At 49.8% G+C, this 23153-nt stretch carries 18 protein-coding genes; 12 read left to right on the forward strand and 6 right to left on the reverse strand.

Annotated elements, in window-relative coordinates; genetic code table 11:
* The first annotated feature begins 28 nt into the window (after window positions 1–28).
* The 4 genes from dnaK to FGT79_RS13475 all read left to right on the forward strand — a co-directional run bounded on the left by dnaK (window position 29) and on the right by FGT79_RS13475 (window position 3723).
* Window positions 29–1858, forward strand: coding sequence for a molecular chaperone DnaK (dnaK, locus tag FGT79_RS13460; RefSeq protein WP_138753319.1), 1830 nt, complete (start codon window positions 29–31; stop codon window positions 1856–1858).
* A gap of 205 nt (window positions 1859–2063) precedes the next feature.
* Entirely contained in the window at window positions 2064–3194 is a 1131-nt protein-coding gene (gene dnaJ / locus FGT79_RS13465; RefSeq protein ID WP_138753320.1) for a molecular chaperone DnaJ, read from the forward strand.
* Between the two features lie 162 nt (window positions 3195–3356).
* Window positions 3357–3512 (forward strand): YfhD family protein, encoded by a 156-nt coding sequence (locus tag FGT79_RS13470; RefSeq protein WP_138753321.1) that lies wholly within the window; start codon window positions 3357–3359, stop codon window positions 3510–3512.
* Between the two features lie 4 nt (window positions 3513–3516).
* On the forward strand, window positions 3517–3723 hold the full coding sequence (locus FGT79_RS13475; protein ID WP_138753322.1) for a hypothetical protein: 207 nt from the start codon (window positions 3517–3519) through the stop codon (window positions 3721–3723).
* 64 nt (window positions 3724–3787) lie between these two features.
* On the opposite strand, the gene FGT79_RS13480 is transcribed toward FGT79_RS13475, so the two are convergent.
* The 5 genes from FGT79_RS13480 to FGT79_RS13500 form a co-directional block, all read right to left on the reverse strand.
* Complete coding sequence (locus FGT79_RS13480) at window positions 3788–4603, reverse strand: ABC transporter ATP-binding protein (protein WP_138753323.1); 816 nt, start codon at window positions 4601–4603, stop codon at window positions 3788–3790.
* A 32-nt stretch (window positions 4604–4635) separates the two neighbouring features.
* Window positions 4636–5766 (reverse strand): taurine ABC transporter substrate-binding protein, encoded by a 1131-nt coding sequence (locus tag FGT79_RS13485; RefSeq protein ID WP_138753324.1) that lies wholly within the window; start codon window positions 5764–5766, stop codon window positions 4636–4638.
* Window positions 5767–5790: 24 nt separating this feature from the next.
* Window positions 5791–6621 (reverse strand): ABC transporter permease subunit, encoded by an 831-nt coding sequence (locus FGT79_RS13490; RefSeq protein WP_246096418.1) that lies wholly within the window; start codon window positions 6619–6621, stop codon window positions 5791–5793.
* Window positions 6587–7714, reverse strand: coding sequence for an FMNH2-dependent alkanesulfonate monooxygenase (gene ssuD, locus FGT79_RS13495; RefSeq protein WP_138753325.1), 1128 nt, complete (start codon window positions 7712–7714; stop codon window positions 6587–6589). The genes FGT79_RS13490 and ssuD overlap by 35 nt, the downstream gene beginning before the upstream one ends.
* Window positions 7715–7928: 214 nt before the next feature.
* Window positions 7929–8522, reverse strand: coding sequence for a TetR/AcrR family transcriptional regulator (locus tag FGT79_RS13500; protein WP_171056231.1), 594 nt, complete (start codon window positions 8520–8522; stop codon window positions 7929–7931).
* A 237-nt stretch (window positions 8523–8759) separates the two neighbouring features.
* Here FGT79_RS13500 and prmA point away from each other — a divergent pair, with 237 nt between their 5' ends.
* The 5 genes from prmA to FGT79_RS13525 all read left to right on the forward strand — a co-directional run bounded on the left by prmA (window position 8760) and on the right by FGT79_RS13525 (window position 13272).
* On the forward strand, window positions 8760–9758 hold the full coding sequence (prmA, locus tag FGT79_RS13505; RefSeq protein WP_138753327.1) for a 50S ribosomal protein L11 methyltransferase: 999 nt from the start codon (window positions 8760–8762) through the stop codon (window positions 9756–9758).
* The gene (locus tag FGT79_RS13510; protein WP_138753328.1) at window positions 9758–10432 is read left to right on the forward strand and encodes a site-2 protease family protein; all 675 of its coding nucleotides are present in this window, start codon (window positions 9758–9760) and stop codon (window positions 10430–10432) included. The genes prmA and FGT79_RS13510 overlap by 1 nt, the downstream gene beginning before the upstream one ends.
* Before the next feature lie 117 nt (window positions 10433–10549).
* The gene (locus FGT79_RS13515) at window positions 10550–11326 is read left to right on the forward strand and encodes an RsmE family RNA methyltransferase (RefSeq protein ID WP_138753329.1); all 777 of its coding nucleotides are present in this window, start codon (window positions 10550–10552) and stop codon (window positions 11324–11326) included.
* 5 nt (window positions 11327–11331) lie between these two features.
* Window positions 11332–12723, forward strand: a complete 1392-nt coding sequence (gene mtaB / locus FGT79_RS13520) for a tRNA (N(6)-L-threonylcarbamoyladenosine(37)-C(2))-methylthiotransferase MtaB (RefSeq protein WP_138753330.1) — start codon at window positions 11332–11334, stop codon at window positions 12721–12723.
* 117 nt (window positions 12724–12840) lie between these two features.
* Window positions 12841–13272: an NUDIX hydrolase gene (locus tag FGT79_RS13525; protein ID WP_138753331.1), complete on the forward strand. Its 432-nt coding sequence runs from the start codon at window positions 12841–12843 to the stop codon at window positions 13270–13272.
* Here FGT79_RS13525 and FGT79_RS13530 read toward each other — a convergent pair.
* On the reverse strand, window positions 13269–14252 hold the full coding sequence (locus FGT79_RS13530) for a Na/Pi cotransporter family protein (RefSeq protein WP_138753332.1): 984 nt from the start codon (window positions 14250–14252) through the stop codon (window positions 13269–13271). The two genes, FGT79_RS13525 and FGT79_RS13530, sit on opposite strands and share 4 nt — an antisense overlap.
* 105 nt (window positions 14253–14357) lie before the next feature.
* On the opposite strand from FGT79_RS13530, the gene FGT79_RS13535 reads away from it, so the two are divergent.
* From FGT79_RS13535 to addA, 3 genes are read left to right on the forward strand one after another with little or no spacing between them, the layout of a single operon-like run.
* The gene (locus tag FGT79_RS13535; protein ID WP_138753333.1) at window positions 14358–15719 is read left to right on the forward strand and encodes a class I SAM-dependent rRNA methyltransferase; all 1362 of its coding nucleotides are present in this window, start codon (window positions 14358–14360) and stop codon (window positions 15717–15719) included.
* A 41-nt stretch (window positions 15720–15760) separates the two neighbouring features.
* A complete protein-coding gene (addB, locus tag FGT79_RS13540; RefSeq protein WP_138753334.1) occupies window positions 15761–19279 on the forward strand; it encodes a helicase-exonuclease AddAB subunit AddB in 3519 nt (1172 codons plus the stop codon).
* Window positions 19280–19282: 3 nt separating this feature from the next.
* Window positions 19283–23146 carry a helicase-exonuclease AddAB subunit AddA gene (addA, locus tag FGT79_RS13545; RefSeq protein ID WP_138753335.1) on the forward strand — a complete coding sequence of 1288 codons (3864 nt, stop codon included), beginning with the start codon at window positions 19283–19285 and terminating at the stop codon, window positions 23144–23146.
* Window positions 23147–23153: the final 7 nt, after the last annotated feature.

Raw genomic sequence — 23153 nt, forward strand, 5'->3', positions numbered from 1 at the left:
ACAATTGGATGTAGGAGGAACTATAGCTATGAGTAAAGTAATCGGTATTGACCTTGGTACAACAAACTCTTGCGTAGCAGTAATGGAAGGCGGCGAGGCAGTCGTTATTCCTAACCCGGAGGGCAACCGTACAACCCCTTCCGTAGTAGGTTTCAAAAAAGATGGCGAGCGCGTTGTCGGTGAAACGGCAAAACGTCAAGCAATTACGAACCCTGACCGTACAATTAGCTCGATTAAACGCCATATCGGTACGAACCACAAAGAAAAGATCGATGATAAAGATTTCACGCCGCAAGAAATTTCTGCAATTATTTTGCAAAAATTGAAAGCTGATGCGGAAGCATACTTAGGTCAAACGGTAACACAAGCGGTAATTACCGTTCCAGCTTACTTCAATGACAGCCAGCGCCAAGCAACAAAAGATGCAGGTAAAATTGCGGGTCTTGAAGTATTGCGTATCGTCAATGAGCCAACGGCTGCTGCACTTGCATACGGCCTTGAGAAAACAGAAGATCAAACGATCCTGGTCTATGACCTTGGCGGCGGTACATTCGACGTATCGATCCTTGAATTGGGCGACGGCTTTTTCGAAGTTAAAGCTACAAGCGGTGACAACAAACTAGGCGGCGACGATTTCGACCAAGTGGTTATCGATCACCTTGTTGCTGAATTCAAGAAAGATCAAGGCATTGACCTCTCCAAAGATAAAGCGGCTGTGCAACGTTTGAAGGATGCTGCGGAGAAAGCGAAGAAAGAGCTTTCCGGCGTATTGACTTCTGCAATTTCACTTCCGTTCATTACAATGGTTGACGGCGTTCCTCAGCATTTGGAGCTTAGCCTAACTCGTGCGAAGTTCGAGGAGCTTGCAGCTACTCTTGTAGAGCGTACGCTTGGACCTACTCGTCAAGCGCTTAGCGATGCTGGCATGTCAGCTAGCGACATCGATAAAGTTGTACTTGTCGGCGGTTCGACTCGTATTCCAGCCGTGCAAGAAGCGGTTAAAAAATTGATCGGCAAAGATCCGCACAAAGGCGTTAACCCGGATGAGGTTGTTGCACTTGGCGCAGCTGTTCAAGCCGGCGTTCTAACAGGCGATGTGAAGGACGTTGTTCTTCTTGACGTAACGCCATTGTCCCTTGGTATCGAAACTGCAGGCGGCGTATTCACCAAAATGATCGACCGCAACACAACGATTCCTACAAGCAAATCCCAAGTATATTCCACATATGCGGATAACCAGCCGGGCGTGGAAATTCATGTTCTGCAAGGTGAGCGCTCGATGGCAGCCGGCAACAAGACGCTTGGCCGCTTCACATTGAATGATATTCCTCTTGCACCGCGCGGTGTACCGCAAATCGAAGTTACCTTCGATATCGATGCGAACGGTATCGTTAACGTTTCGGCGCTTGATAAAGGAACAGGCAAGAGCCAAAAAATTACGATCACTTCTTCAAGCGGTCTGAGCGAAGATGAAATCAATCAAATGATGAAAGACGCTGAGCTGAATGCGGAAGAAGACCGTAAGCGCCGTGACCTAGTAGAAGCGAAAAACAACGCTGACCAATTGATCTACTCCGTTGATAAAACGATTAAAGATCTTGGCGACAAAGTAGATGCTGGTGAAATCGACAAAGCTAATGCTGCGAAAGAGACGCTTACAGCAGCGCTTGCAACTGACGATCTTGAGCAAATCAACAAAGCAGCTGAAGAGTTGACTGAAATCGTACAACAGCTTTCTGTTAAGCTATATGAGCAGGCTGCACAAGCAGGCGAAGGCGCTGAGCCGGAAGCTGGTTCTGCAAAAGGAAAAGATAATGTAGTGGATGCTGATTATGAAGTGGTTGACGACAATAAATAAAGTGTAGCGAGCGAGAGGTCAAAGACAGGCGCTACCTGGCTTTGACCTCCTTTCGCGCGTTTTTGCAACGTATAGGAAAGTATATGATTTTACTCATACTTTCTCTATACGTCTATGCGAAACGTGCGCACAGCCGCCAGAGGATGGCTTTAGCCGTTTACGCTTGTATGGAATCATAGAATATAGATAGCGGAGGTGAGAACAGGTGGCAAGCAAACGCGATTATTATGAGGTGCTAGGCCTAGGGAAGGACTCTTCGGCAGAAGAGATTAAGAAGTCTTACCGCAAGCTTGCACGGGAGTTTCATCCCGATGTGAACAAGGCAGCGGATGCGGAGACGAAGTTCAAGGAAGTGAAGGAAGCTTACGACGTCCTCAGTGACGACGGCAAACGCGCGCAGTATGACCGGTTCGGCCATGTTGATCCGAATCAAGGCATGGGCGGCGGAGGCGGTGATTTCGGCGGAGGCGGCTTTGGCGATATTTTCGACATGTTTTTCGGCGGAGGCGGCGGACGTCGTGATCCGAACGCACCACAGCGCGGTAATGATCTTCAATATACGATGACGGTCGAATTCAAGGAAGCTGTATTCGGCAAGGAAACTGAAATTACGATTCCGCGTACCGAAACCTGTGATACTTGTCACGGAGATGGCGCAAAGCCAGGTACGAAGCCTGAGGCTTGTTCGGTATGTAAGGGCAGCGGTCAGCAGGAAGTGGTACAGAACACGCCATTTGGCCGAATGGTCAACCGTCGTGCATGTACGAACTGCAGCGGCACGGGCCGTGTTATTAAGGATAAATGCTCGACTTGCCACGGTGCGGGTAAAGTGAAGCGTCAACGTAAAATCAACATTCGCATTCCTGCGGGCGTAGATGACGGTGCGCAAATTCGGATGTCAGGTGAAGGCGAAGGCGGTCTGCGAGGCGGTCCAGCTGGAGACCTGTATATTGTCATTCGCGTGAAGCCGCATGAGTTCTTCGAGCGTGAGGGCGACGATATTTATTGCGAGGTTCCACTTACTTTCGTTCAAGCGGCGCTAGGCGATGAAATTGAAATTCCTACGCTGACGGAGAAAGTGAAGCTCAAGGTACCAGCAGGCACACAAACAGGAACTTATTTCAGGCTAAAAGGTAAAGGTGTTCCGAAATTACGCGGCTATGGACAAGGCGATCAGCATGTGAAGGTTACGATTGTAACCCCTACTAACTTAACAGACGATCAGAAGGAACTTCTGCGTCAATTCGGCGGACTTAGTGGCGATGCGGTATCGAATGACCAAGAGCATCATGAATCGATATTCGAGAAGATGAAAAAGGCGTTCCGTGGTGAATAACCCGGCACGTCTTTTTTCTTTAATATATAGGAATGAAACGAGCAGCGCCGCGATGAGACACCTTCAGCTGTTTCTACTTATCGTTCTGTATAATTCGAGGTGGACAAACATATTCTATTCGGGTAGGAAAACCATACTTATAAAAACCGGAGGGAATCAACGATGACAGAACAAAACAGCTTGGAGAAAGAAAATTTCGGGAATTTACCGGTTGGACAAAATGAAGATGTAGAGTTTTCCGAGGAGCTTGCGGACGAAGCTGACCGCAAAGCCGCTCAGCGTGCCGCCGAAGCGGACGCGCGTAATGAGCAGGCATAATGAAATGAGTGAAATCGAAATTCAAGCGACCTTCGAAGGTGAAGGGGCTGCGCTGGAGGCTCGGAGAAAACTCCAAGCTCTGCGTGTGATAGAGGTTAGCGATACCTTTGGTAGCGGGCTTCTGACCGCGACTGTGGATGAGTCAGTTGCTGATCGTGCATTGCATCTGATTAGCCAGATTGGCGGAAGTACGCTCGTAAGAGTTGAGTAGAGGATAGAATGAAGAAAGAGACTGCAGGAAAACGCCTGCAGTCTCTTTCTTCATTTCTTGCAGCTTATAGATCAACAGCTTCCTGCAGATTATGCTCTCTATGCCGAAGTGACCTAACCAATGAGTCGCGAAGCTCACCGAATTTGGGATGCTTCCGTACAAAGGTAAACGGTTCTGATCGCTTGTTGAGCGGGTTTGGAATATCAAGCTCAATCCGGCCGGGGCCTCCCTGCATCGTAATAATTCGCGTACCCAGCAGCAGGGCTTCATCGACGTCATGTGTGATGAATATAATGGTTTTCCCGGAGGATACCCAAATTTTACGGATAAGGTATTGCAGCGATTCGCGTGTGATGGCATCTAGCGAAGCGAATGGCTCATCCATTAGAATAATCCTTGGATCTGTTGCCAGTGCTCTTGCAATGGCCGTCCGCTGCTTCATACCGCCTGACAATTGGAAGGGAAGCAAGGAGGAATAAGTTGTCAAACCTACCTGCTTAACGATTGCAGAGGCAGTCTCTTTGCGCTCAAGGCGTGAGCGATCCAGCATTTTTAATCCGAATTCTACATTGCCCTGAACCGAGAGCCATGGAAACAAATTAGAGTGCTGGAATACGACACCGACCTCATGATGAGGCTTATCATGCGTTCTCTCGAATATGTTGACCTCACCGCGTGTAGGCTGCTCATAGCCGGCTGCTACTTTAAGCAAAGACGTTTTTCCGCAGCCTGAAGGACCGAGAATACATAGGAATTCCCCCTCTTGAATAGAAAGGTTAATTTCGCCAAGTACCTCTGATACAGCAGCGCGGTTAGCGTAGGCGAGATGGATGCCGCGCAGTGAAATAGCCGTTTTGGAGCTATTTATAGCCTCTGACATACGGTAGCCTCCTTTTTCCTCAATTTCAAGAGTTATTCGTGCTTGAGCGAGTCGTTCCATATTCCTTGCTGATAGACGCTTGCAATCGGAGCGCTAGGAATCGTTTTCTGATCTACTAGAAACTGTCCGGTCTGCTGCAGCACGTTGGCGAAGCCGCTGTCACTGCTGTCTGATCCCAAGTATTTGGTATCCTGCTGTTCCTTGGAGGTTAACCACACGAGCTCGTGAAGCTGGGTAAGCGTATCTGCCTCTGGCTGGCTTAGCAGCGGAGCAACGGCTTTAGCTGCTTCCTCGGGCTTAGTGCGATACAGTTCGACCGCTTCATCTAGAACGGTTACGTAATCTTGGACGAATTGTGGATATTGCTCGGCGAATTTGCGTCCGACGATACCAACGTCAGCTGTGATGATGCCTTGCTCCGACAACGTTTTAGCGGATATTAATATTTTACCGTCTTCTGCGACTAGCTTCGCCAGTGATGGCTGCCATACGAATGCACCATCAATATCTTTGCGCTGCCACGCGGCAACGATGTCTGGCGGCTGAAGATCGAGTATGCTGACAGAAGCCGGATCAACGCCTTCTTGTTTAAGAGCTGACAGTAGGCTGAAGTGAGTAGTAGAACCAAAGGGGACAGCGATTTTTTTGCCAACAAGGTCCTTGACGCTGTTAATGTTGGAGGAATTGCGAACGGCTAGTGCTTCGTTGTCACCGATAATATCATGAAGGAAGTAGACCGAGTAAGGAAGCTCATTCGCTAGACCAATGGCTACTGGTACCGAACCAGCAAGGCCTAGATCGATCCCGCCCGCTGCGAAGGCAGTGTTGACGTCACGTCCCGAATCGAACGGTACCCAGGTTACTTTGACATCCGGGAACTTTTTCTCTGCTAGGCCGAGCGCTTTGACGAGAAGCTCAGCATTCGGGATAATCTGAAAACCAATCCTAACCTCCTTGGGCTGGGGGTTAGCAGCGGGAGCAGCTGTTGCGACAGGCTCAGCTGTAGCTTCAGTGGCTGCTTTTTCGGTTTCTTTGTTAGCTGGAGTATTCGTCGCTTGCTCGGCAGAATTGGATTTGTCTGTTCCGCACGCTGCTAACAAGATCATTAGGGAAAGGGCTAATACGACCATGAAAATACCGGATAATTTCGTTTTTTTGTTCATTTGTCAACACTCCTATTCTAGGTTTCAATCTTTTCCGCTCCAAGGGACAAGCTTTCTCTCCAGCCAGCGTAGTGACGAATCAATGAGTAGTGCAATTAGCCCCATAATAATAATGCCTGCGAATATAATATCGCTCCGCAGAAACTTGCTTGCATCTAGTACCATCCAGCCTATTCCAGACATTGCAGCAATCATTTCGGCTGCAACGAGCGTTGTATAGCTGACACCGACAGCGGTCCTGATGCCAGTAAATATTTCGGGGAGGGCAGATGGCAGCAAAATATAAACAAAGAGCTTGCGTCTGTTCGAGCCCAGTGACTTGGCAGCATGAATACGGTCAATGGATATTCGTTTGACTCCCGCTACCACAGCTATGTATAGAGGGGCAAATGCAGCTAGAAACAGCAATGCGATCTTGGAAGAATCGCCAATGCCGAGCCATAGCACGAGCATGGTGTAATAGGCGAGTGGGGGCAGCGGACGGTAGAACTCGATAAAGGGATCGATTAACGAACGAACCGTGCGAGATGCGCCGCTCACAAGACCAAGCGGTATTGCTGTAACAAGTGCTAACACAAATGCACTGCCGAGACGGAATAGACTGTCTCCGATATGATGAGCAAGGGAGCTTCCTTTATAGCCTTCTTGCCAAATTTGAATGAAAGCCAGCCATACCTTCCATGGCGATGGAACGAACAGTGGATTCACCCATTGCAGGCTCGTAACGAGCCACCAAACGATAAGCACAGCAAGGACAGCAATTGCTGACAAGCTCAAAGGGTATGCTTTGCTTGCTGTCCATTTGACAGTTGTGGGACGGCTAACGGATCTCGCCTGGCTGGTACTGATAAGCAATCATCTCCCCGGTTGGTCCCGAGCCATATGAATGTGCAGTAGCCTGTCGCAGCTTCGGGAATAATAGCTCTGCGACCCGATAGGCCTCTTCTAGGTGAGGATAACCGGACAGAATAAAGGTCTCGATGCCAAGTGATTCATATTCCTTCATTCGCTCGGCAATCGTATCTGCGTCACCAACGAGCGCCGTTCCTGCGCCGCCTCGTGCCAGCCCGATTCCAGCCCATAGATTGGGTGATATTTCGAGGCGGGATCGATCCCCTTTGTGAAGGTCTGCCATCCGTTTCTGCCCATGTGAATCCATGCGTGCGTATACCTGCTGTGCTTTGGCAACGGTGGCATCATCCAATCGGCTGATCAGCCGATTGGCAGCTTCCCAAGCCTCTTCATTGGATTCCCTTACGATAATATGGAGTCGTATGCCGAACTTGACTGTTCTGCCCTGAGCCTGCGCTTGCTTGCGAACGAGGTCCAGCTTCTGCTTGACCTGCTCCGGCGGCTCCCCCCAGGTTAGGTAGTGGTCAGCATGCTTAGTCGCTACGTCAATAGCGGCTGGTGATGAGCCGCCGAAAAAAACAGGCGGGTGTGGCTTTTGTACAGCTGGAAAGAAATGCTCGGCATTGGTGACCTTCAGATGCTTACCGTCAAAGCTAAGCGCCTCATCTTGTTGTAAAATGGTGCGCCAGATGGACATGAATTCATCTGTTAATTCATATCGCTCATCATGATTCAGGAATAAGCCATCCGCATCAAGCTCCGCGGGATCGCCGCCAGCCACGACATTGACAAGCAATCTGCCTCCAGAGCTTCGGTCGAAAGTAGCGGCCATTCTCGCAGCAAGGGTGGGCGACATAAGTCCGGGTCTTACTGCGACTAGAAATTTCAATCTCTTCGTTACCGGAATGAGTGAAGCCGCTGTGATCCAGGGGTCTTCGCAGGCTCTTCCCGTCGGAAGCAATACGCCATCAAAGCCTAGGTCATCTGCCGCCATAGCAACTTGTCGATAATACACGGGCGTCGTTGTTCTTGCTCCGAGGTCGGTTCCAATGTAACGTCCGTCCCCGTAGGTAGGAATAAACCAAAACAATTCCAAGTCGCTCATCCTCTTTCTGTTTGTTTCGTTATTAATCACATCGGATAAGTTGGTATAATGCTAATAAAAAAAGCATAATGCCTCTTTTTGCAAAGTAGTCATTATGCGTCGCCAGCGGTCTGGTGGACAATGGATGAATAATTATTCACTATGTAGACATGATAGCAGGATTTACCATTCAACGTCAATCGTTTTATTTCAACTGTGGCATTGATTATTTAAGCAGGAGAGCGAGCATTTTGTCTGGTGTTAACGTAGTAATCTCATGTATGCCTGGAATATTGTGAAGAATGAGGCCTTCCATCATAGAAACGTAAATAAGCGCTAATTCCATACTGTCACCTGACTTGATTACACCCGCAGCCTGTCCCTCCGCAATCATCGCTGCCATAGGCCGTAAATTGTCAATAAACCGTGAACTAACGGCCTGAGTGAGCTCGGCGGAAACGGCTTCTGAGGTTCTCGCATATTGAAGGATAACTGTGATCGCCCAGCCGCTTTGGTAAGTGAGCCAGTTCTCTGTGTACCAGAACAGCTTCTCATAGGGGCTCGATTCCAAATGGAGTGCATGCTCTACGAATTGTCTGTATTCACGCTGTCCGCTCTCAACCAATGCTTGGAAGATATCATCTTTGGAGCTGAAATATTTGTAGACATTCCCCACGCTAATACCAGCGGTTACGGCGATGTCGGATATTTTTGTTGCCGGCAAGCCTCTCCTCGCTATGACATGCATGGCTGCCTCCAAGATTTGTCGCTGCCTCTCGTCGCGCAGCTTTTGGTCTTTTTCAGCATTTCTAGGTGTCATGTGCGGTGCAAACCCTCCTCGGAATGAAATGTTCAATGACATTGATTTGCTTTATCTACTTCTCCAATAAGTCTCCATGATTGTAGCACAATTAAATTATTAGGTCGCTATCGTCAATTTTTTGTGTAAAAGCACTACTCTGGTGTACAATAGATGTTAGATTTTTATAGCGAAGCAATTGTCTGGGCCACTGTGTCCGCGGCGGTAGTTTACGATTATTACTGGAGGATATTACATATGAAATGGCATGAAATTACGATCTCGACCACTGAGGAAGCACAAGAAATGATATCCAACTTTTTGCATGAGCATGGGGCAGGAGGCGTATCGATTGAAGAATCGGGTACGCTGAACAAACAGCGCGATACCTCATTTGGACAATGGTATCAGCTCCCGCTAAATGATATTCCAGAAGGTCAAGCGATTATTAAAGGCTATTTTGGAGAAGACACAGATACAGATGCGCTTATCGCAGCTATAAAACCGCGTGTTGAAGAGCTTCGCGAGTTTGATATCGACCCTGGAACAGTTGAGTATTCGGCAGTTTTGGTAGATGATGATGACTGGGCTACGGCTTGGAAGCAATACTTCAAGCCATTACGTATTTCGAATACATTAACGATTAAGCCAACATGGGAAGAGTATGAGGCTGGCCCGAATGAGCGCATCATTGAGATCGATCCTGGGATGGCATTCGGAACAGGTACGCACCCAACGACATCTCTCTGCTTGCAGACGCTGGAATCCGTTATCCGCGGCGGAGAAGAAATGATCGATGTTGGAACAGGTTCAGGTATTCTTGCCATTGGAGCGTGCCTCTTAGGAGCAAAAAGCGTGCTGGCGCTTGACCTTGATCCTGTTGCCGTATCAAGTGCAAAAGAGAACGTTTCGTTAAACGGGTTGTCGGAGAGAGTGGAAGTTAGACTGAGTGATTTGCTAGGTGTAATTAAAAGTGATCAGGAAGAGGCTTCGGCTGAAGCTATGCAGGTGTCTACTGCTGTGACAGTTCCTGTCGATCTAGTGGTCGCTAATATACTAGCAGAAGTTATTCTGATGTTCGTTGATGATGTATATGAAGCGCTTAAACCAAATGGTATTTATATCGCATCCGGTGTTTACAAGAATAAAGAAACAGTCGTAGAAGAAGGACTCATTCAGTCTGGATTCGAAATTGTCGAGAAGCGCCGCGATGAGGAATGGATTGCGTTTGTGGCGAGAAAGCCGCAGGTGACTTAATGGATTTGCAGAGCTTTATTCGGTTTCCACTTGACGAGTTGCCATTTGTCGTTTTGGCTGTAATTATTGCTTTTACGGTGCATGAATTCGCTCACGCATATAGCGCGTATAAATTTGGCGACGATACGGCATACAATGCAGGCAGAGTTACGCTTAACCCGCGAGTTCATTTAGACGTACTAGGCACGCTGCTCATCCTTATTGCAGGGTTTGGGTGGGCGAAGCCGGTACCGGTCAATCCGAGCAAGTTCAGCAATCCCCGTTTAATGAGCATTATCGTGACGGCGGTTGGTCCGCTCAGCAACTTGCTTGTAGGGATCATAGCTGTATTTGTAATAATTGGGATTGGTGCTTCAGGTATTCTAGATAACAGCTCCATCGGAGTAGTGAGTGCAGTCAGTCTTGCGTTTAATTATATTATATCTATTAATTTTCTGTTGTTCGTGTTTAATCTAATACCGCTCCCGCCACTTGATGGTTATCGCATAGTTGCTGATGTGGTACCTTTGAAGGTGCGACTAAAGATGGATGAGTACGCGCATTGGGGCACATACATTTTTCTGCTGATCGTGTTTATTCCGCCGCTGCGCAGAGTAACAATCGATCCGATTTTGTCATTGTCTGGCGATATGATCAGTAATACAGTATCAATTGCGAAACAAATTTTCAGTTAATTGAATGACTTGTTCGTTCGAAAACAGGTTAGTGGGAACCCTTTCACATAGATTTAAAGCGGGCAATCATGGTATTATGAAGGATGGAATTTGTTTAAGGGTGGTTGGAAAACAATAATGCAACGATATTTTGTAGCGGCAGAGCAGTTTGGCGACACCGAAATACGCTTGGTTGGCGAGGATGCGCATCATGCCGTACGGGTCATGCGATCGAGGCCAGGCGATAAGTTTATCGTTAGCGACGGGCAGTCGCGCACAGCGTTAGTAGAAGTCATTGAAGCGGCTCCGACGCTGATTATAGCAGAGATCGTGGAGATGCTGAGCGCGGATAGCGAGCCGAAATGGGCAGTAACCATCGCGCAAAGCTTACCCAAGGGCGATAAAATGGAGCTGGTCATTCAGAAAGGTACTGAAATTGGCGCGTTTGCTTTCGTTCCATTTCAATCCGAGCGGATGATCGTGCAGTACGATGCCAAAAAGGAAGCCAAGCGTATGGATCGTTGGGGCAAAATCGCGAAGGAAGCAGCAGAGCAGGCTCATCGCAGCCGCATTCCTGCAATCGAGCCGCTCCACAGCTGGCGCGAGCTTATGAAGTCGATAGCCAATTATGATTTGGCGCTGTTCTGCTATGAGCGCGAGGGTCATCAGGCTCACGGCAGAGGCATTCGTGCAGCAGTTGGCGCGTGGTTCGCCGGCAGGACTGAAGATAGCCATCCAAGGGTGCTGCTTATTGTCGGCTCTGAAGGTGGATTTACCGATCGCGAAGCTATAGAAGCCGAAGCAGCGGGAGCTGTTCTAGTGGGCTTAGGAAGAAGAATATTACGAACGGAAACAGCGGGTATCGTAGGATTAACCTGCTTATTATATGAATCCGGAGAAATGGGAGGGGCGTAACAACAATGCCAACAGTCGCATTTTATACGCTGGGCTGCAAAGTTAACTTCTATGACACAGAAGCGATATGGCAGCTATTCAAAAACGAAGGTTACGAGCAGGTTGATTTCGAGTCTACTGCCGATGTTTATTTGGTCAATACATGTACGGTAACGAATACGGGCGACAAAAAAAGTCGTCAAATCATCAGGCGTGCAGTCCGTCGCAATCCAGACGCTGTCATTGCGGTAACGGGCTGTTACGCACAAACCTCACCAGCCGAGATTATGGCAATCGAGGGTGTGGATCTCGTTATTGGTACGCAGGATCGTGAGAAGATCATGAGCTTTGTCGATCAAATTCAAGACGACCGCAAACCGGTTAACGCCGTGCGCAACATTATGAAAACACGTGACTTCGAAGAACTGGATGTGCCGGATTTCTCGGAGCGTACACGTGCGTTTCTGAAGATCCAAGAGGGCTGTAACAATTTTTGTACATTTTGTATCATTCCTTGGTCACGGGGGCTATCGCGCAGCCGCGCTTCAGAGAGCGTGCTGACGCAAGCAAGGCAGCTTGTTGCTTCCGGCTACAAGGAAGTCGTGTTGACCGGTATTCATACCGGAGGCTACGGCGATGATATGGAGAACTACAATTTGACCAGCTTGCTCTGGGATTTGGACAAGATCGAAGGGCTTGAGCGGATTCGGATCAGTTCGATTGAAGCGAGCCAAATCGACGATGCGATGATTGATGTGCTCAATCGCTCCAGCAAAATGTGCCGCCATCTGCATATTCCGCTCCAAGCAGGCGAAGACTCCGTATTGAAGCGGATGCGTCGGAAGTATACAACGGCTGAATTTGCCGCAAAAATCAAACGTCTGCATGAAGCGATGCCAGGCGTTGCGATTACTACGGATGTCATCGTTGGATTCCCTGGTGAGACGGAGGAAATGTTCGAAGACGGCCTGCGGTTTATGGAAGAAATGAAATTTGCCGAAATGCATGTTTTCCCTTACTCGAAGCGCACAGGAACACCTGCGGCTCGTATGGACGAACAGGTAGATGAGGAAGTTAAGAATGAACGTGTTCATAAGCTGATCGACTTGTCTGAGCAAATGCAGCTAGCCTATGCCAAGCAGTACGTTGGCCAAGTGCTTGATGTTATTCCAGAGCGCGACTATAAAGGTGCTCCGGGCACAGGACTTGTGATGGGCTACACAGATAATTATATTCAAGTCGTATTTAACGGTACGGAAGCACTGATTGGCAAGCTTTGCCGTGTCAAAATAAACGAAGCTGGTGTCAATGAATGCCGTGCAACTCTTGTTAGAGTGATGGATGATATGCCAAGTGAATCAATCGATGCTGAGCTGCATAGCTTTGTGTTGGAACGACCAGAAGCATTAAGAGCATAACAGCAAGCTTGAATAAATGCGGGGATTCCTTTGTTCAACGATTCCTACCTTAGGAAGCGATGGAGGAATCCTTTGCTGCATATAGTACTTATTTCACGCTGCAAGGGGGAAACGGAGATGAAGGAAATTTCAGCAGGCGGAGTCGTCTATCGCCGAAACGAAGAAGGAAAGCTGCAAATCCAGCTCATTCAGGACCGATATGGCAAGGTCTCACTGCCCAAAGGAAAGATGGAGGCAGGGGAAACCATAGAACAAACCGCGTTGCGAGAAATCGTTGAAGAAACGGGTCTTGAAGGTGTGATCATCGCTCCGATTGACCAAATTAAATACCAATATGATCATGATACCCACGGTAAAGTGGATAAAGAGGTACATTATTATTTGGTTGAGGCCGTCGGAGGCTCGCTCCAAGCGCAAGTCGAGGAAATTAGAGGCGTGGATTGGTTTGATCCGAAAGAAGCCTGGAAGCGGCAAAAGCAATCCGGCTACGACAACAACCACCGTATCGTTGCCGGAGCCTTTCAATTGTTGGGATTGCAAACGGATTAGGACATAATCGTTCGGGGACCTGATTTCCGAAAAACGCTCAGATAACAAAAAGGAAGTGCAATCAACGAGCTCAAAATGTTGAATATCGTCTGAGTATGCGCAATTTGTCCGGCATTGGATGATGAAATCCATGCAGAGATGGTGGCCAGCTCAAAGGTAAACGGCATAAATAGCAGCGCACCGCCTGCATTAAGCACGACATGCGACCAGGCTACATATTGACCTGCCTTGGAGCCGCCGATGGAGGCGAGCAAGGCTGTGGCACAAGTACCAACATTTGCGCCGAGCACTACCGCAATGCCGAGCTCAACCGGCATTGCTCCTAGCGTGACAAAGCCCATAATAATACCGATAACAGCCGCGCTGCTATGAACGGCTGCGGTTAGCAGGGCTCCAGCGGCAAGCCCCCACCATAGGCTGTCGTCTGCCCTGTCAAGAAACCAAGCAAACATGGGGCTTTCTTGTACGGCAGGACCTACTCCTTGCATCATTCCCATTCCAGTTAACAGAAGACCGAAGCCGCATAAGACGACAGATGAGAACCTAAGCGAGCTAAGCCAGCTTGCGCTTCGAATAGCCGGAATAAGCTTGATTTCGCCGAGCAGCGCCGTAGCCAGCCATATTCCTATGGATACAACAAGCAATGGCTGCGCCAGCTTGTTTAGGTTCAGGCCGATAAGCTCCGTCGTTATGCAAGTACCGATATTAGTGCCAAGTATAATGCCGAGCGTACGGGGAAATGTCAGCAGGCCTGCATTGACCATGCCGATTGCGATGACCGTTACGGCTGTGCTGCTTTGCATAAATGCGGTAGTCGCGGTGCCGATAGCAAGTCCATGGAGTGGTGTAGCTGTTGAGCGCTCTAGCACGCGGGTTAGATAAGGGCCAGCCAAACGGTGGAGCGCAAGCTCCATCAGCTTCATGCCGCACATAAAGACGGAGAAGCCGAGGAGCATAGGAATGAGAATGGTTTGAACCATTGGAGATCTCCTTAGGGTCGATTTTGATCAAATATAGAAATATACATATGCGGATTGAGAGACAAGCATGACAAGCAAGTCCAGTAGAGGGGAAGAGAGATATACATGAGCAATCCAAAAATATTTTTGCAAAAGGCTAGAAAAAAAAGATTGGAGCAAGGTCATCCTTGGGTGTACGCTACGGAAATTGACAGGCTTGAGGGCGAAGCGCAGCCGGGGGATCTGGTCGACGTTGTGAATCATCAAGGACGTTATCTTGCGACAGGTTATTGGAATCCCAAATCCCAGATTACGGTTAGGATCGTTGCCTATGATTCGAACACGAGGATGGATACCGACTTCTTCCGTACTCGTCTGCTACAGTGCGCAGAGCATCGCAGTCGCTTCGTTCAGGATGAGGATTGCCGGCTTGTGTACGGAGAGGCGGATTTCCTGCCAGGTCTTGTGGTAGACCGTTTCAATAACGTACTGGTGCTTCAGTTGCTGACGCTCGGCATGGAGGTTAGGAAAGAAGCGTTGATCGAAGCACTTGTAGATGTATTCCAGCCAAAAGGCATCTATGAGCGCAGCGATGTAAGCGTACGATTGCTCGAAGGATTGGAAGAGCGGACAGGTGTGTTGTTCGGAGAATGTCCCTCTATTCTGGAAATTGAGGAAAACGGCTTGAAGCTGGAGGTTGATATCGTAGAGGGCCAGAAAACAGGATATTTCTTCGATCAACGGGAGAACAGAGCAGCAATTGCACCTCTCATGAAGGGCTGGGGCGGCCGCAGCGGCATACGACTGGTTGACCAGCAGGATGGAGAAGAAGTGAAGACGGTTCCCGTTAATGCGAATGGCAAAGTCGTTACATTCCCCTATTGGGATGGGGCGTCGGTGCTCGAATGCTTCGCCCATACAGGAAGCTTCACCCTTCATGCCTGCAAGTATGGTGCCAAAAAAGTAACGTGCTTGGACGTATCCGAGCATGCTATCGAAACAGCCAAACGAAATGTGGAGCGCAATGGCTATACGGAGCGAGTTGAGTTCGTTGTTGCCGATGCATTCGCCTATTTGCGTGAACAGGTTAAAGGCAATGAAGACCGAAAGCAGCGCGGGTTAGGCGGCGTCGATACGTCGAAAAAGCTGGATAGCGCTGCAGGACGCACTTGGGATGTTGTCATTCTTGATCCGCCAGCGTTCGCCAAAACAAAAAGTGCAGTGCCAGGGGCGTGCCGCGGGTATAAGGATATAAACCTGCAAGGGCTTAAACTCGTTAACGAAGGCGGATATCTGGTTACAGCAAGCTGCTCGTACCATATGCGTCCTGAATTGTTTCTGGAGACGATACAAGAAGCGGCCGTGGATGCAGGTAAGCTATTGCGACTGGTTGAGTGGCGCGCTGCAGGCAAGGATCATCCGCAGCTGCTAGGTGTAAATGAAGGCCATTACTTGAAATTCGCAATATTTGAGGTAAGAAGCAAATAATAGCGTGTGATCGAATAGACGAATAGACGGGAGAGCTGCACATGACGCTTCGCTTTGTCATCGGGCGATCGGGAGCCGGTAAAACTTCGTATTGCTTGAACGAGATAAGAGAGCAGCTGCGGAGTGAACCGGACGGGCCGCCGCTCGTCATGCTCGTACCTGAGCAAGCAACATTCCAGACGGAATATGCCTTGCTGCAAAACGGCGATTTGAATGGCACGATCAGAGCACAGGCGCTAAGCTTTAGGCGCCTGGCGTTCAGGGTCATGCAAGAAACAGGAGGGACGGCGCTCGTTCCGATTAACGATACGGGGAAGCATATGCTGCTCTATAAGATCGTGCATCGGTTAGGCGGGCAGCTGGAGTTGTTTCAAAGCGGTGCTGAGCAGCCGGGGTTCATAGACAGACTTGCAGAGCTGCTAACGGAATGGAAACGATATGGGGTTGATTCGGAGCTGCTGCAGGACAAGCAGAACGCTGCGAAATCAGGTTCCGAGCATTCTTCCCTACTAAAGAGGAAGCTTCACGATTTGCAACTGATATATAATCATATGGAACAGGAACTCGCGGGCATGTACATTGACGCCGAGGATTATTTGCGTTTTTTGAAAAATGGATTCGCGAATGCTTCTGCCATGCAGGGTGTGCAAATTTGGGTGGATGGTTTCTATGGCTTCACGCCTACAGAGTACGAGGCGCTGGGCGCATTGATGGCATCGTCTGCACAGGTGACCGTGACGCTCACGCTGCATAGGCCTTATGAATCTGGAGAATTGCCTCATGAGCTGGAGCTTTTTCACCCTACTGCTGAAACGTATAATACGCTGATGGCATTGGCGGCGCAATATGAGGTCGAAGTCGAGAAGCCGATTCGCCTGGGCGAGAATCCCCCTATTCGCTTCAAAGACAGTCCAATGCTCGCTCATCTGGAGAAGCATTACAGTGAGCGGATTCCGATGCTGCTGGCGGACCCAACTGTGCAGGGTAGTGAGGATGCCCGCTGTGGCATTTCATTACATGCAGCTGCGAATCGCCGTGCAGAGGTTGAAGCTGTCGCGCGTGATATTGTACGCAGGGCGAGAGGTGAAGAGCTTCGGTGGCGTGATATCGCCGTGATGGTGCGTAATCCTGAGGATTATACCGATTATATCGGTCTTGTATTTGCCGATTACGGCATTCCTTATTTCGTCGATCAGAAGGAGAAGGCACTGCATCATCCCTTGGTAGAGTTTATTCGATCTGCACTAGAGACGGTGTTATTCGGCTGGCGTTATGATGCCGTATTCCGCTGCATCAAAACCGAAATGTTGTTCCCGCTTGATGGCAGCTTGCCTCGCGAGTGGTTTGATCTGCTGGAGAATTATGCGTTGGCAGCTGGAATTGACGGGTGGAAATGGCTGGACAACAAGCGTTGGTATCCATTAGTTCCGGTTTCACTTGATGATGACGCGGCTATGGAGACGGTCATTAGTGAGAAAGCACAACGGGAGTTCGATATTGTGCTGGCTGCGAAAGAAGCAATAGTTCCGTCTCTGCAGAGGTTTGGAGACAAACTCCAAGAAGCGCCCAACGTGCAGAAAATGTGCGAAGCGTTATATCTGCTGCTCGATCAGTCAGGGGCTGCGGATCGACTGGAGCAATGGGCCATGCAAGATACGCAAATGGGCAACACGCAGCGAGCTCGAAGTCACAGGCAATTATGGGATGGAGTTGTACAATTGCTTGATCAATTGGTAGAACTTGCAGGGCAGCAATCGGTGTCGCCGGAGTTGTTCGCAGGGATGGTCGAAGCAGGTCTCGATAGCTTGAAGCTGGCTGCTGTTCCACCTGCACTGGATCAGGTGCTGATTGGCAGCATGGACAGGACGAGATCCGGTCACATCCAGCTATGCTACGTGCTCGGAGCAAACGACGGCATTATGCCCATGCGGGTGAAGGAGGACGGCATCCTAACAGAGGCAGAGCGTGAGCGTCTTGCTGAGGATGGGCTGGCTATGGCACCGGGGGTCCGCCGGCGATTACTGGATGAACGGTTCATGATCTATAATGCATTAACGACACCAAGCAAGCATTTGTGGCTAAGCTGGGCGCAGGCGGATGAGGAAGGGAAAAGCCTTCTCCCCTCAGAGATCGTGCGTCATGTCAGACAGCTATTTCCAGGTATTTCGATTCAAAGCATTGCTGCTGAGCCATCACCAAGCTTATCCGTTGCAGAACAAAGGAAATTCATTTCTCAGCCGCAGCGAACGTTGTCATATTTGATAGGTGCAATTCGAAGGTGGCAGCAAGGAGCTGATATAACATCGTTCTGGTGGGATCTGTATAATTGGTATGCGATTCGTCCGGAATGGCAGCAAAAGCTTCAAATGCTCACTGGTTCTCTTACCTTTGAGAACCAAGTGCAACTATTGTCGAAGGAAACGGCAAGAGAGCTATATGGCGCACGTCTGCAGGTCAGTGTATCAAGGATGGAGCGGTTCGTATCCTGTCCATTTCAGCATTTTGCGATTCACGGCTTGAAGCTGAGGGAGAGGAAGCTCTACCGGCTGGATGCGCCAGATGTCGGGCAGCTGTTCCATGCTGCTTTAAGCAAGCTTGCAACCAATCTTGGCGGAGGCTGGGGCAAAGCGTCGGAAGAAGAGTTGAAGTCAGTCGTCTCTCAAACCGTGGATGAACTAGCACCGAAGCTGCAGTCGCAAATTTTGCTCAGCAGCAGCCGTTTTAAATATATTGCGCGCAAACTGAAGGAAATCGTAGGACAAGCTGCGCTCATGCTTGGCGAGCATGCGCGAAGAGCACAATTCCAGCCTGTCGGCACAGAGGTGGACTTCGGACCGGAAGGGACGCTTCCCTCACTGCGCATTCCGCTAGAGAATGGCGGAGAAATGGAAATCATCGGAAGGATCGACCGAGTTGATGCTGCTGAATCGTCAGAGGGTCTTCTTCTCCGCGTACTCGATTACAAATCCAGCTCAACCAGCCTCAGACTTGAGGATGTGGCATTCGGGTTGTCTTTGCAGATGCTGACTTATCTGGATGTGCTGGTTACCCATGCCGCTTCTTGGCTCGGACAGCCTGCAACTCCAGCTGGTGTCCTATACTTCCATGTTCACAATCCAATGCTTGCGCTCTCGAATCATATGAGTCCCGCAGAAGCCGGGGAGCGTCTGCTCAAGCGATTCAAGATGCGTGGCCTTGTGACCGCTGACCCCGAGACGGTGAAGCTGATGGATGATGAATTAGACACGGGTTACTCAGAGCTCCTTCCGGTTGCCTTGAAGCGGGATGGCAGCTTCTATAGCAGCTCCTCTGTCGTCACGAACGAGCAATGGGATGTACTGAGACATTCTGTTCGGAAGACGATCAGCAGAATCGGAAGCGAGATTCAAGCCGGTGAGGTTTCTATTGAGCCTTATCGAATGGGGGCCAAAACACCTTGCCAATATTGCGATTTCAAAGCGGTATGCCAATTCGATTCGCAGTTTGACGGGAATGATTACAGAAAGCTGGGCAAGCCTTCGAAGGAAGACATATGGAGGCAGTTGGAAGGGGAGAAATAGATAATGCATACGGCTAAGGATTCTCCTAAACCTGCGGGCAGTACTTGGACAGATGATCAGTGGGATGCGGTCGTGACCAGCGGATCGAACATTCTAGTAGCTGCCGCGGCAGGCTCTGGCAAGACTGCGGTGCTCGTAGAGCGGATCATTCGTAAAATATCAGCGTTTACTGATGTCGATCGGCTGCTCGTAGCAACCTTTACGAAAGCAGCAGCTGCTGAGATGAAAGATCGGATTAGAATTGCGTTGGAGCAGGAACTCGAGCGTCAGCCGGACTCTGAGCATTTAAGGCGCCAGTTGGCACTGATGAATCGCGCCTCTATTACGACGCTGCATTCCTTCTGCATGGATGTAATACGCCGCTATTATCCGTTGATTGGTCTAGATCCAGGCTTTCGCATCGCTAATGAAACGGAAAGCGAGCTTATGCGTCTAGATGTGCTCGATCAGCTATTTGAAGAGAAATACGAGGGAGCTGGGGATGACGGAGCTTTCCTGCGACTAGCGGATCGCTTCGGCGGAGAACGAGGTGACGAGCCGCTGTATCGTCTTGTCCAGCAGCTGTTTGATTTCGCGCAAAGCCACCCATGGCCCGAGCATTGGCTGCGGGAGACGGCTGAAGCATTCGATGTGGAAAATGTGGATGACTTGCAGAGCAGCGCGTGGGTAGCCAGCTTGCAGAGCGATATCCAGTTGGCGCTGGAAGGTGCTGCTACGCTTCTGCACCAAGCGCTTGCGCTGACGCGTCAGCCAGCCGGTCCAGCGCCGTACGCCGCGACCTTCGATGAGGATTTGCAGCTTGTCGCCAGTTTGATTGATACCGTCCATCATACGAGCTGGGCAGCCTGGGCGATGCCCTTTCAGCAGGTTCAGTTCGGGAAGCTCAAGGCGATGCGAGGCGATGAGTATGACAAGTCGCTGCAGGAACAGGCTAAGGAGCTCCGTGATCAAGCGAAGAAGCTGATCACTACTCTTGCGGAAGAGCTGTTTGGCCGAACGCCGGAGCAGTTTGTCGAGGAATTAAAGGAGCTTGCTCCGATGATGCAGACGCTATCGGAACTCGTCATCGCATTCGGACTGCAATACGAAGCGGCCAAGCGGAAGAAAGGCATGCTTGATTTCGGTGATCTTGAGCATTATTGCTTGCGTATTCTAAGGGACCCGTTATCGACGCCGGAGGGCATGCTGCCATCGATTGCAGCAATCGAGTTCCAACAGCAATTCGATGAGATCCTGTTGGATGAATATCAGGATACGAATATGGTTCAGGAAGCCATTGTATCCCTTATTGAGCGTCCGGGAACAGGCAACCGATTCATGGTCGGTGATGTGAAGCAGAGCATTTACGGCTTCCGGCTGGCTGAGCCGAAGCTGTTCTTGCAAAAATATAAATCTTACGTTTCACTTGGTACAGGTGCAGCGAACAAAGCCGAGGATGCTTCATCAGGCTTGCGGATAGACCTAGCAAGAAACTTCCGCAGCCGTTCGGAGGTTGTCGATGGCGTCAATGCCGTATTCCGGGCAATTATGCGCGAGAATGTAGCGGAAATGGACTACGATGCAAGGGCAGAGCTTGTATGTGGAGCGAGCTATCCGTTGCCGTCAGACGAGAACCAGTTCAAAGTCGAATTTGCCGTATTGAACAAAGCGGACAATGAAGAAGAGTCTGCTTACAGCGATAACTTGGAGCAAACGGACGAAGCTGACGAGAGTGATCAGACTGAGAATGCCGCTCCAAGCGAATCGATAGCTGAGCTGAAGACAGCTCAGCTTGAGGCGCGATGGATTGGACAGCAGCTCAAATCACTCGTGGAGCAAAGCTTTCAAGTTTATGACGGAAAACGACGTGAGAGCCGGCCAATGCAGTGGAGAGATGTTGTCATTCTGCTACGTGCCACACAAGCTTGGTCTCCGATTATTATTGAGGAGCTTCAAGAAATCGGTATTCCAGCCTATGCGGAGCTGAGCAGCGGTTACTTCGAAGCTACCGAGGTAGAGACGATGCTGTCTCTGCTTCGCGTCATCGATAATCCCTATCAGGATATCCCGCTCGCTGCTGCTCTGCGATCTCCCTTATTCGCACTTGATGCAGAGGAGCTTGCCCGTATTCGTATTCTTTCTGCAAAATCAACCTATTACGATGCTGTTCTCCATGCTGCAGGAGATATGAAGATGCATGAGGATACGCGAAGAAAACTTTCATCTTTTCTTGACAGCTTGGACCGCTGGCGAGGTGAAGCTAGGCAAGGATCGCTTGCTGATTTGCTGTGGGAAATTTACCGAGAGACAGGGTATTACGATTTCGTAGGCGGCTTGCCGGGCGGGACGCAGCGACAAGCGAACCTGCGCGCGCTGCATGACCGTGCACGTCAGTATGAAGCCACCTCATTCCGCGGGTTGTTTCGGTTTCTACGCTTTATCGAGCGCATGCGCGACAGCGGCGGTGATCTAGGAACTGCCCGCTCACTTGGCGAGCAAGAGGATGTCGTACGTATTATGTCCATCCATAAGAGCAAAGGACTGGAGTTTCCGGTTGTTTTTGTAGCTGGCCTAGGGAAGCAATTCAATCAACAGGACGTCCGCAGCGCCTTTCTTAAGCACAAGGAGCTTGGCTTCGGGCCACGCTTCGTTGACCCTGCGCTTCGAATCAGTTATCCGACGCTGCCTTATTTGGCTATTCGCCGAGCGATGCGAAAGGAAATGCTTGCCGAGGAAATGCGAATTCTATACGTTGCCTTGACTCGTCCGAAGGAGAAAATGTATCTTGTTGCGACCGTCGCAGATGCCGAGGCGAAGCTTAAACGTTGGCTTGCTTCGGTGGATGATCATGGTTATATGCCTGATTTCAGAGTAGCATCCGCTCGCTCCTTTATCGATTGGTTAGGTCCGCTGGCCGCAAGGCAGCTTGAGGATAGGGAACAGGAGGCTGTGAATGCCCTTCCGTGGCATTCTGGCTTCATTTCGGCATCAGCATTAGGATCAGAGGCTGCGGCGGCTGAGGAAGCGTCAGACGAGCTTACACTCGCGAAAGAGGAGCGTCTTCAAGCGGTAACGTCACTCTCACTGCTTGAAGACGTGGAAACAGACAAGGAGCTGCGGTCTAGGCTGGAGTGGTATTACCCTCATCAAGAGGCAGCGATGCTTGCAGCGAAAACTTCAGTCACCGAAATGAAACGGCTCAATGTTGAACCGCTTGAGGATGCAGTTCCGCTCACTGACCCATTCGTTGCAGGACAGGAACCCCCTCTCCAGAGCCATGCTGCAGCAAGCACGGAATTCGCTAATACCTTTCGGTTAAGACGGCCGTCGTTTATGGAGGAGAAGTCGCTTACGGCGGCTGAGAAGGGCTCAGTCAATCATTTGTTGATGCAGCATGTCTCTTTGTCCGTATCTGCTGATGAAGCGATGCTGAAGGTTACGCTTGACAGCTTAATTGAACGGCGGATCATGACGTCCAAGCAATCTGAGGCGATCGACTTAACCGCCGTTGCTGCGTTTTTCGATAGCGAGCTTGGGCAGCGACTGACTAAGGCGAGTTGGGTGAGAAGAGAGGTGCCGTTCAGCTGCATGTTTCCCGCAAGCCGCGTATATCCCAAAACGGATGAACGTCTAGCGGGGGAGTCGATCTTAATTCAAGGTGTCATTGATTGCTTGTTCGAGGACGAGCGTGGCATTGTATTGCTTGATTATAAGACGGATCGTATTATGAATAAGCAGTGGACTGAAGCATCAGAGCGGCATCGATTTCAGTTGGAGCTGTATGCAGAAGCAATCGAAGCTGTTCTTGGGAGAAAAGTGGATGAATGCTTTGTCTTTTTCTTCGATGGCGGTCAATCGGTACAGCTGAAGAACATGAACAAAGGTTAAGGAGGAA

It is taken from the genome of Paenibacillus sinopodophylli, from assembly GCF_005930355.1.
In the GTDB taxonomy this organism is placed as follows: domain Bacteria; phylum Bacillota; class Bacilli; order Paenibacillales; family Paenibacillaceae; genus Pristimantibacillus; species Pristimantibacillus sinopodophylli.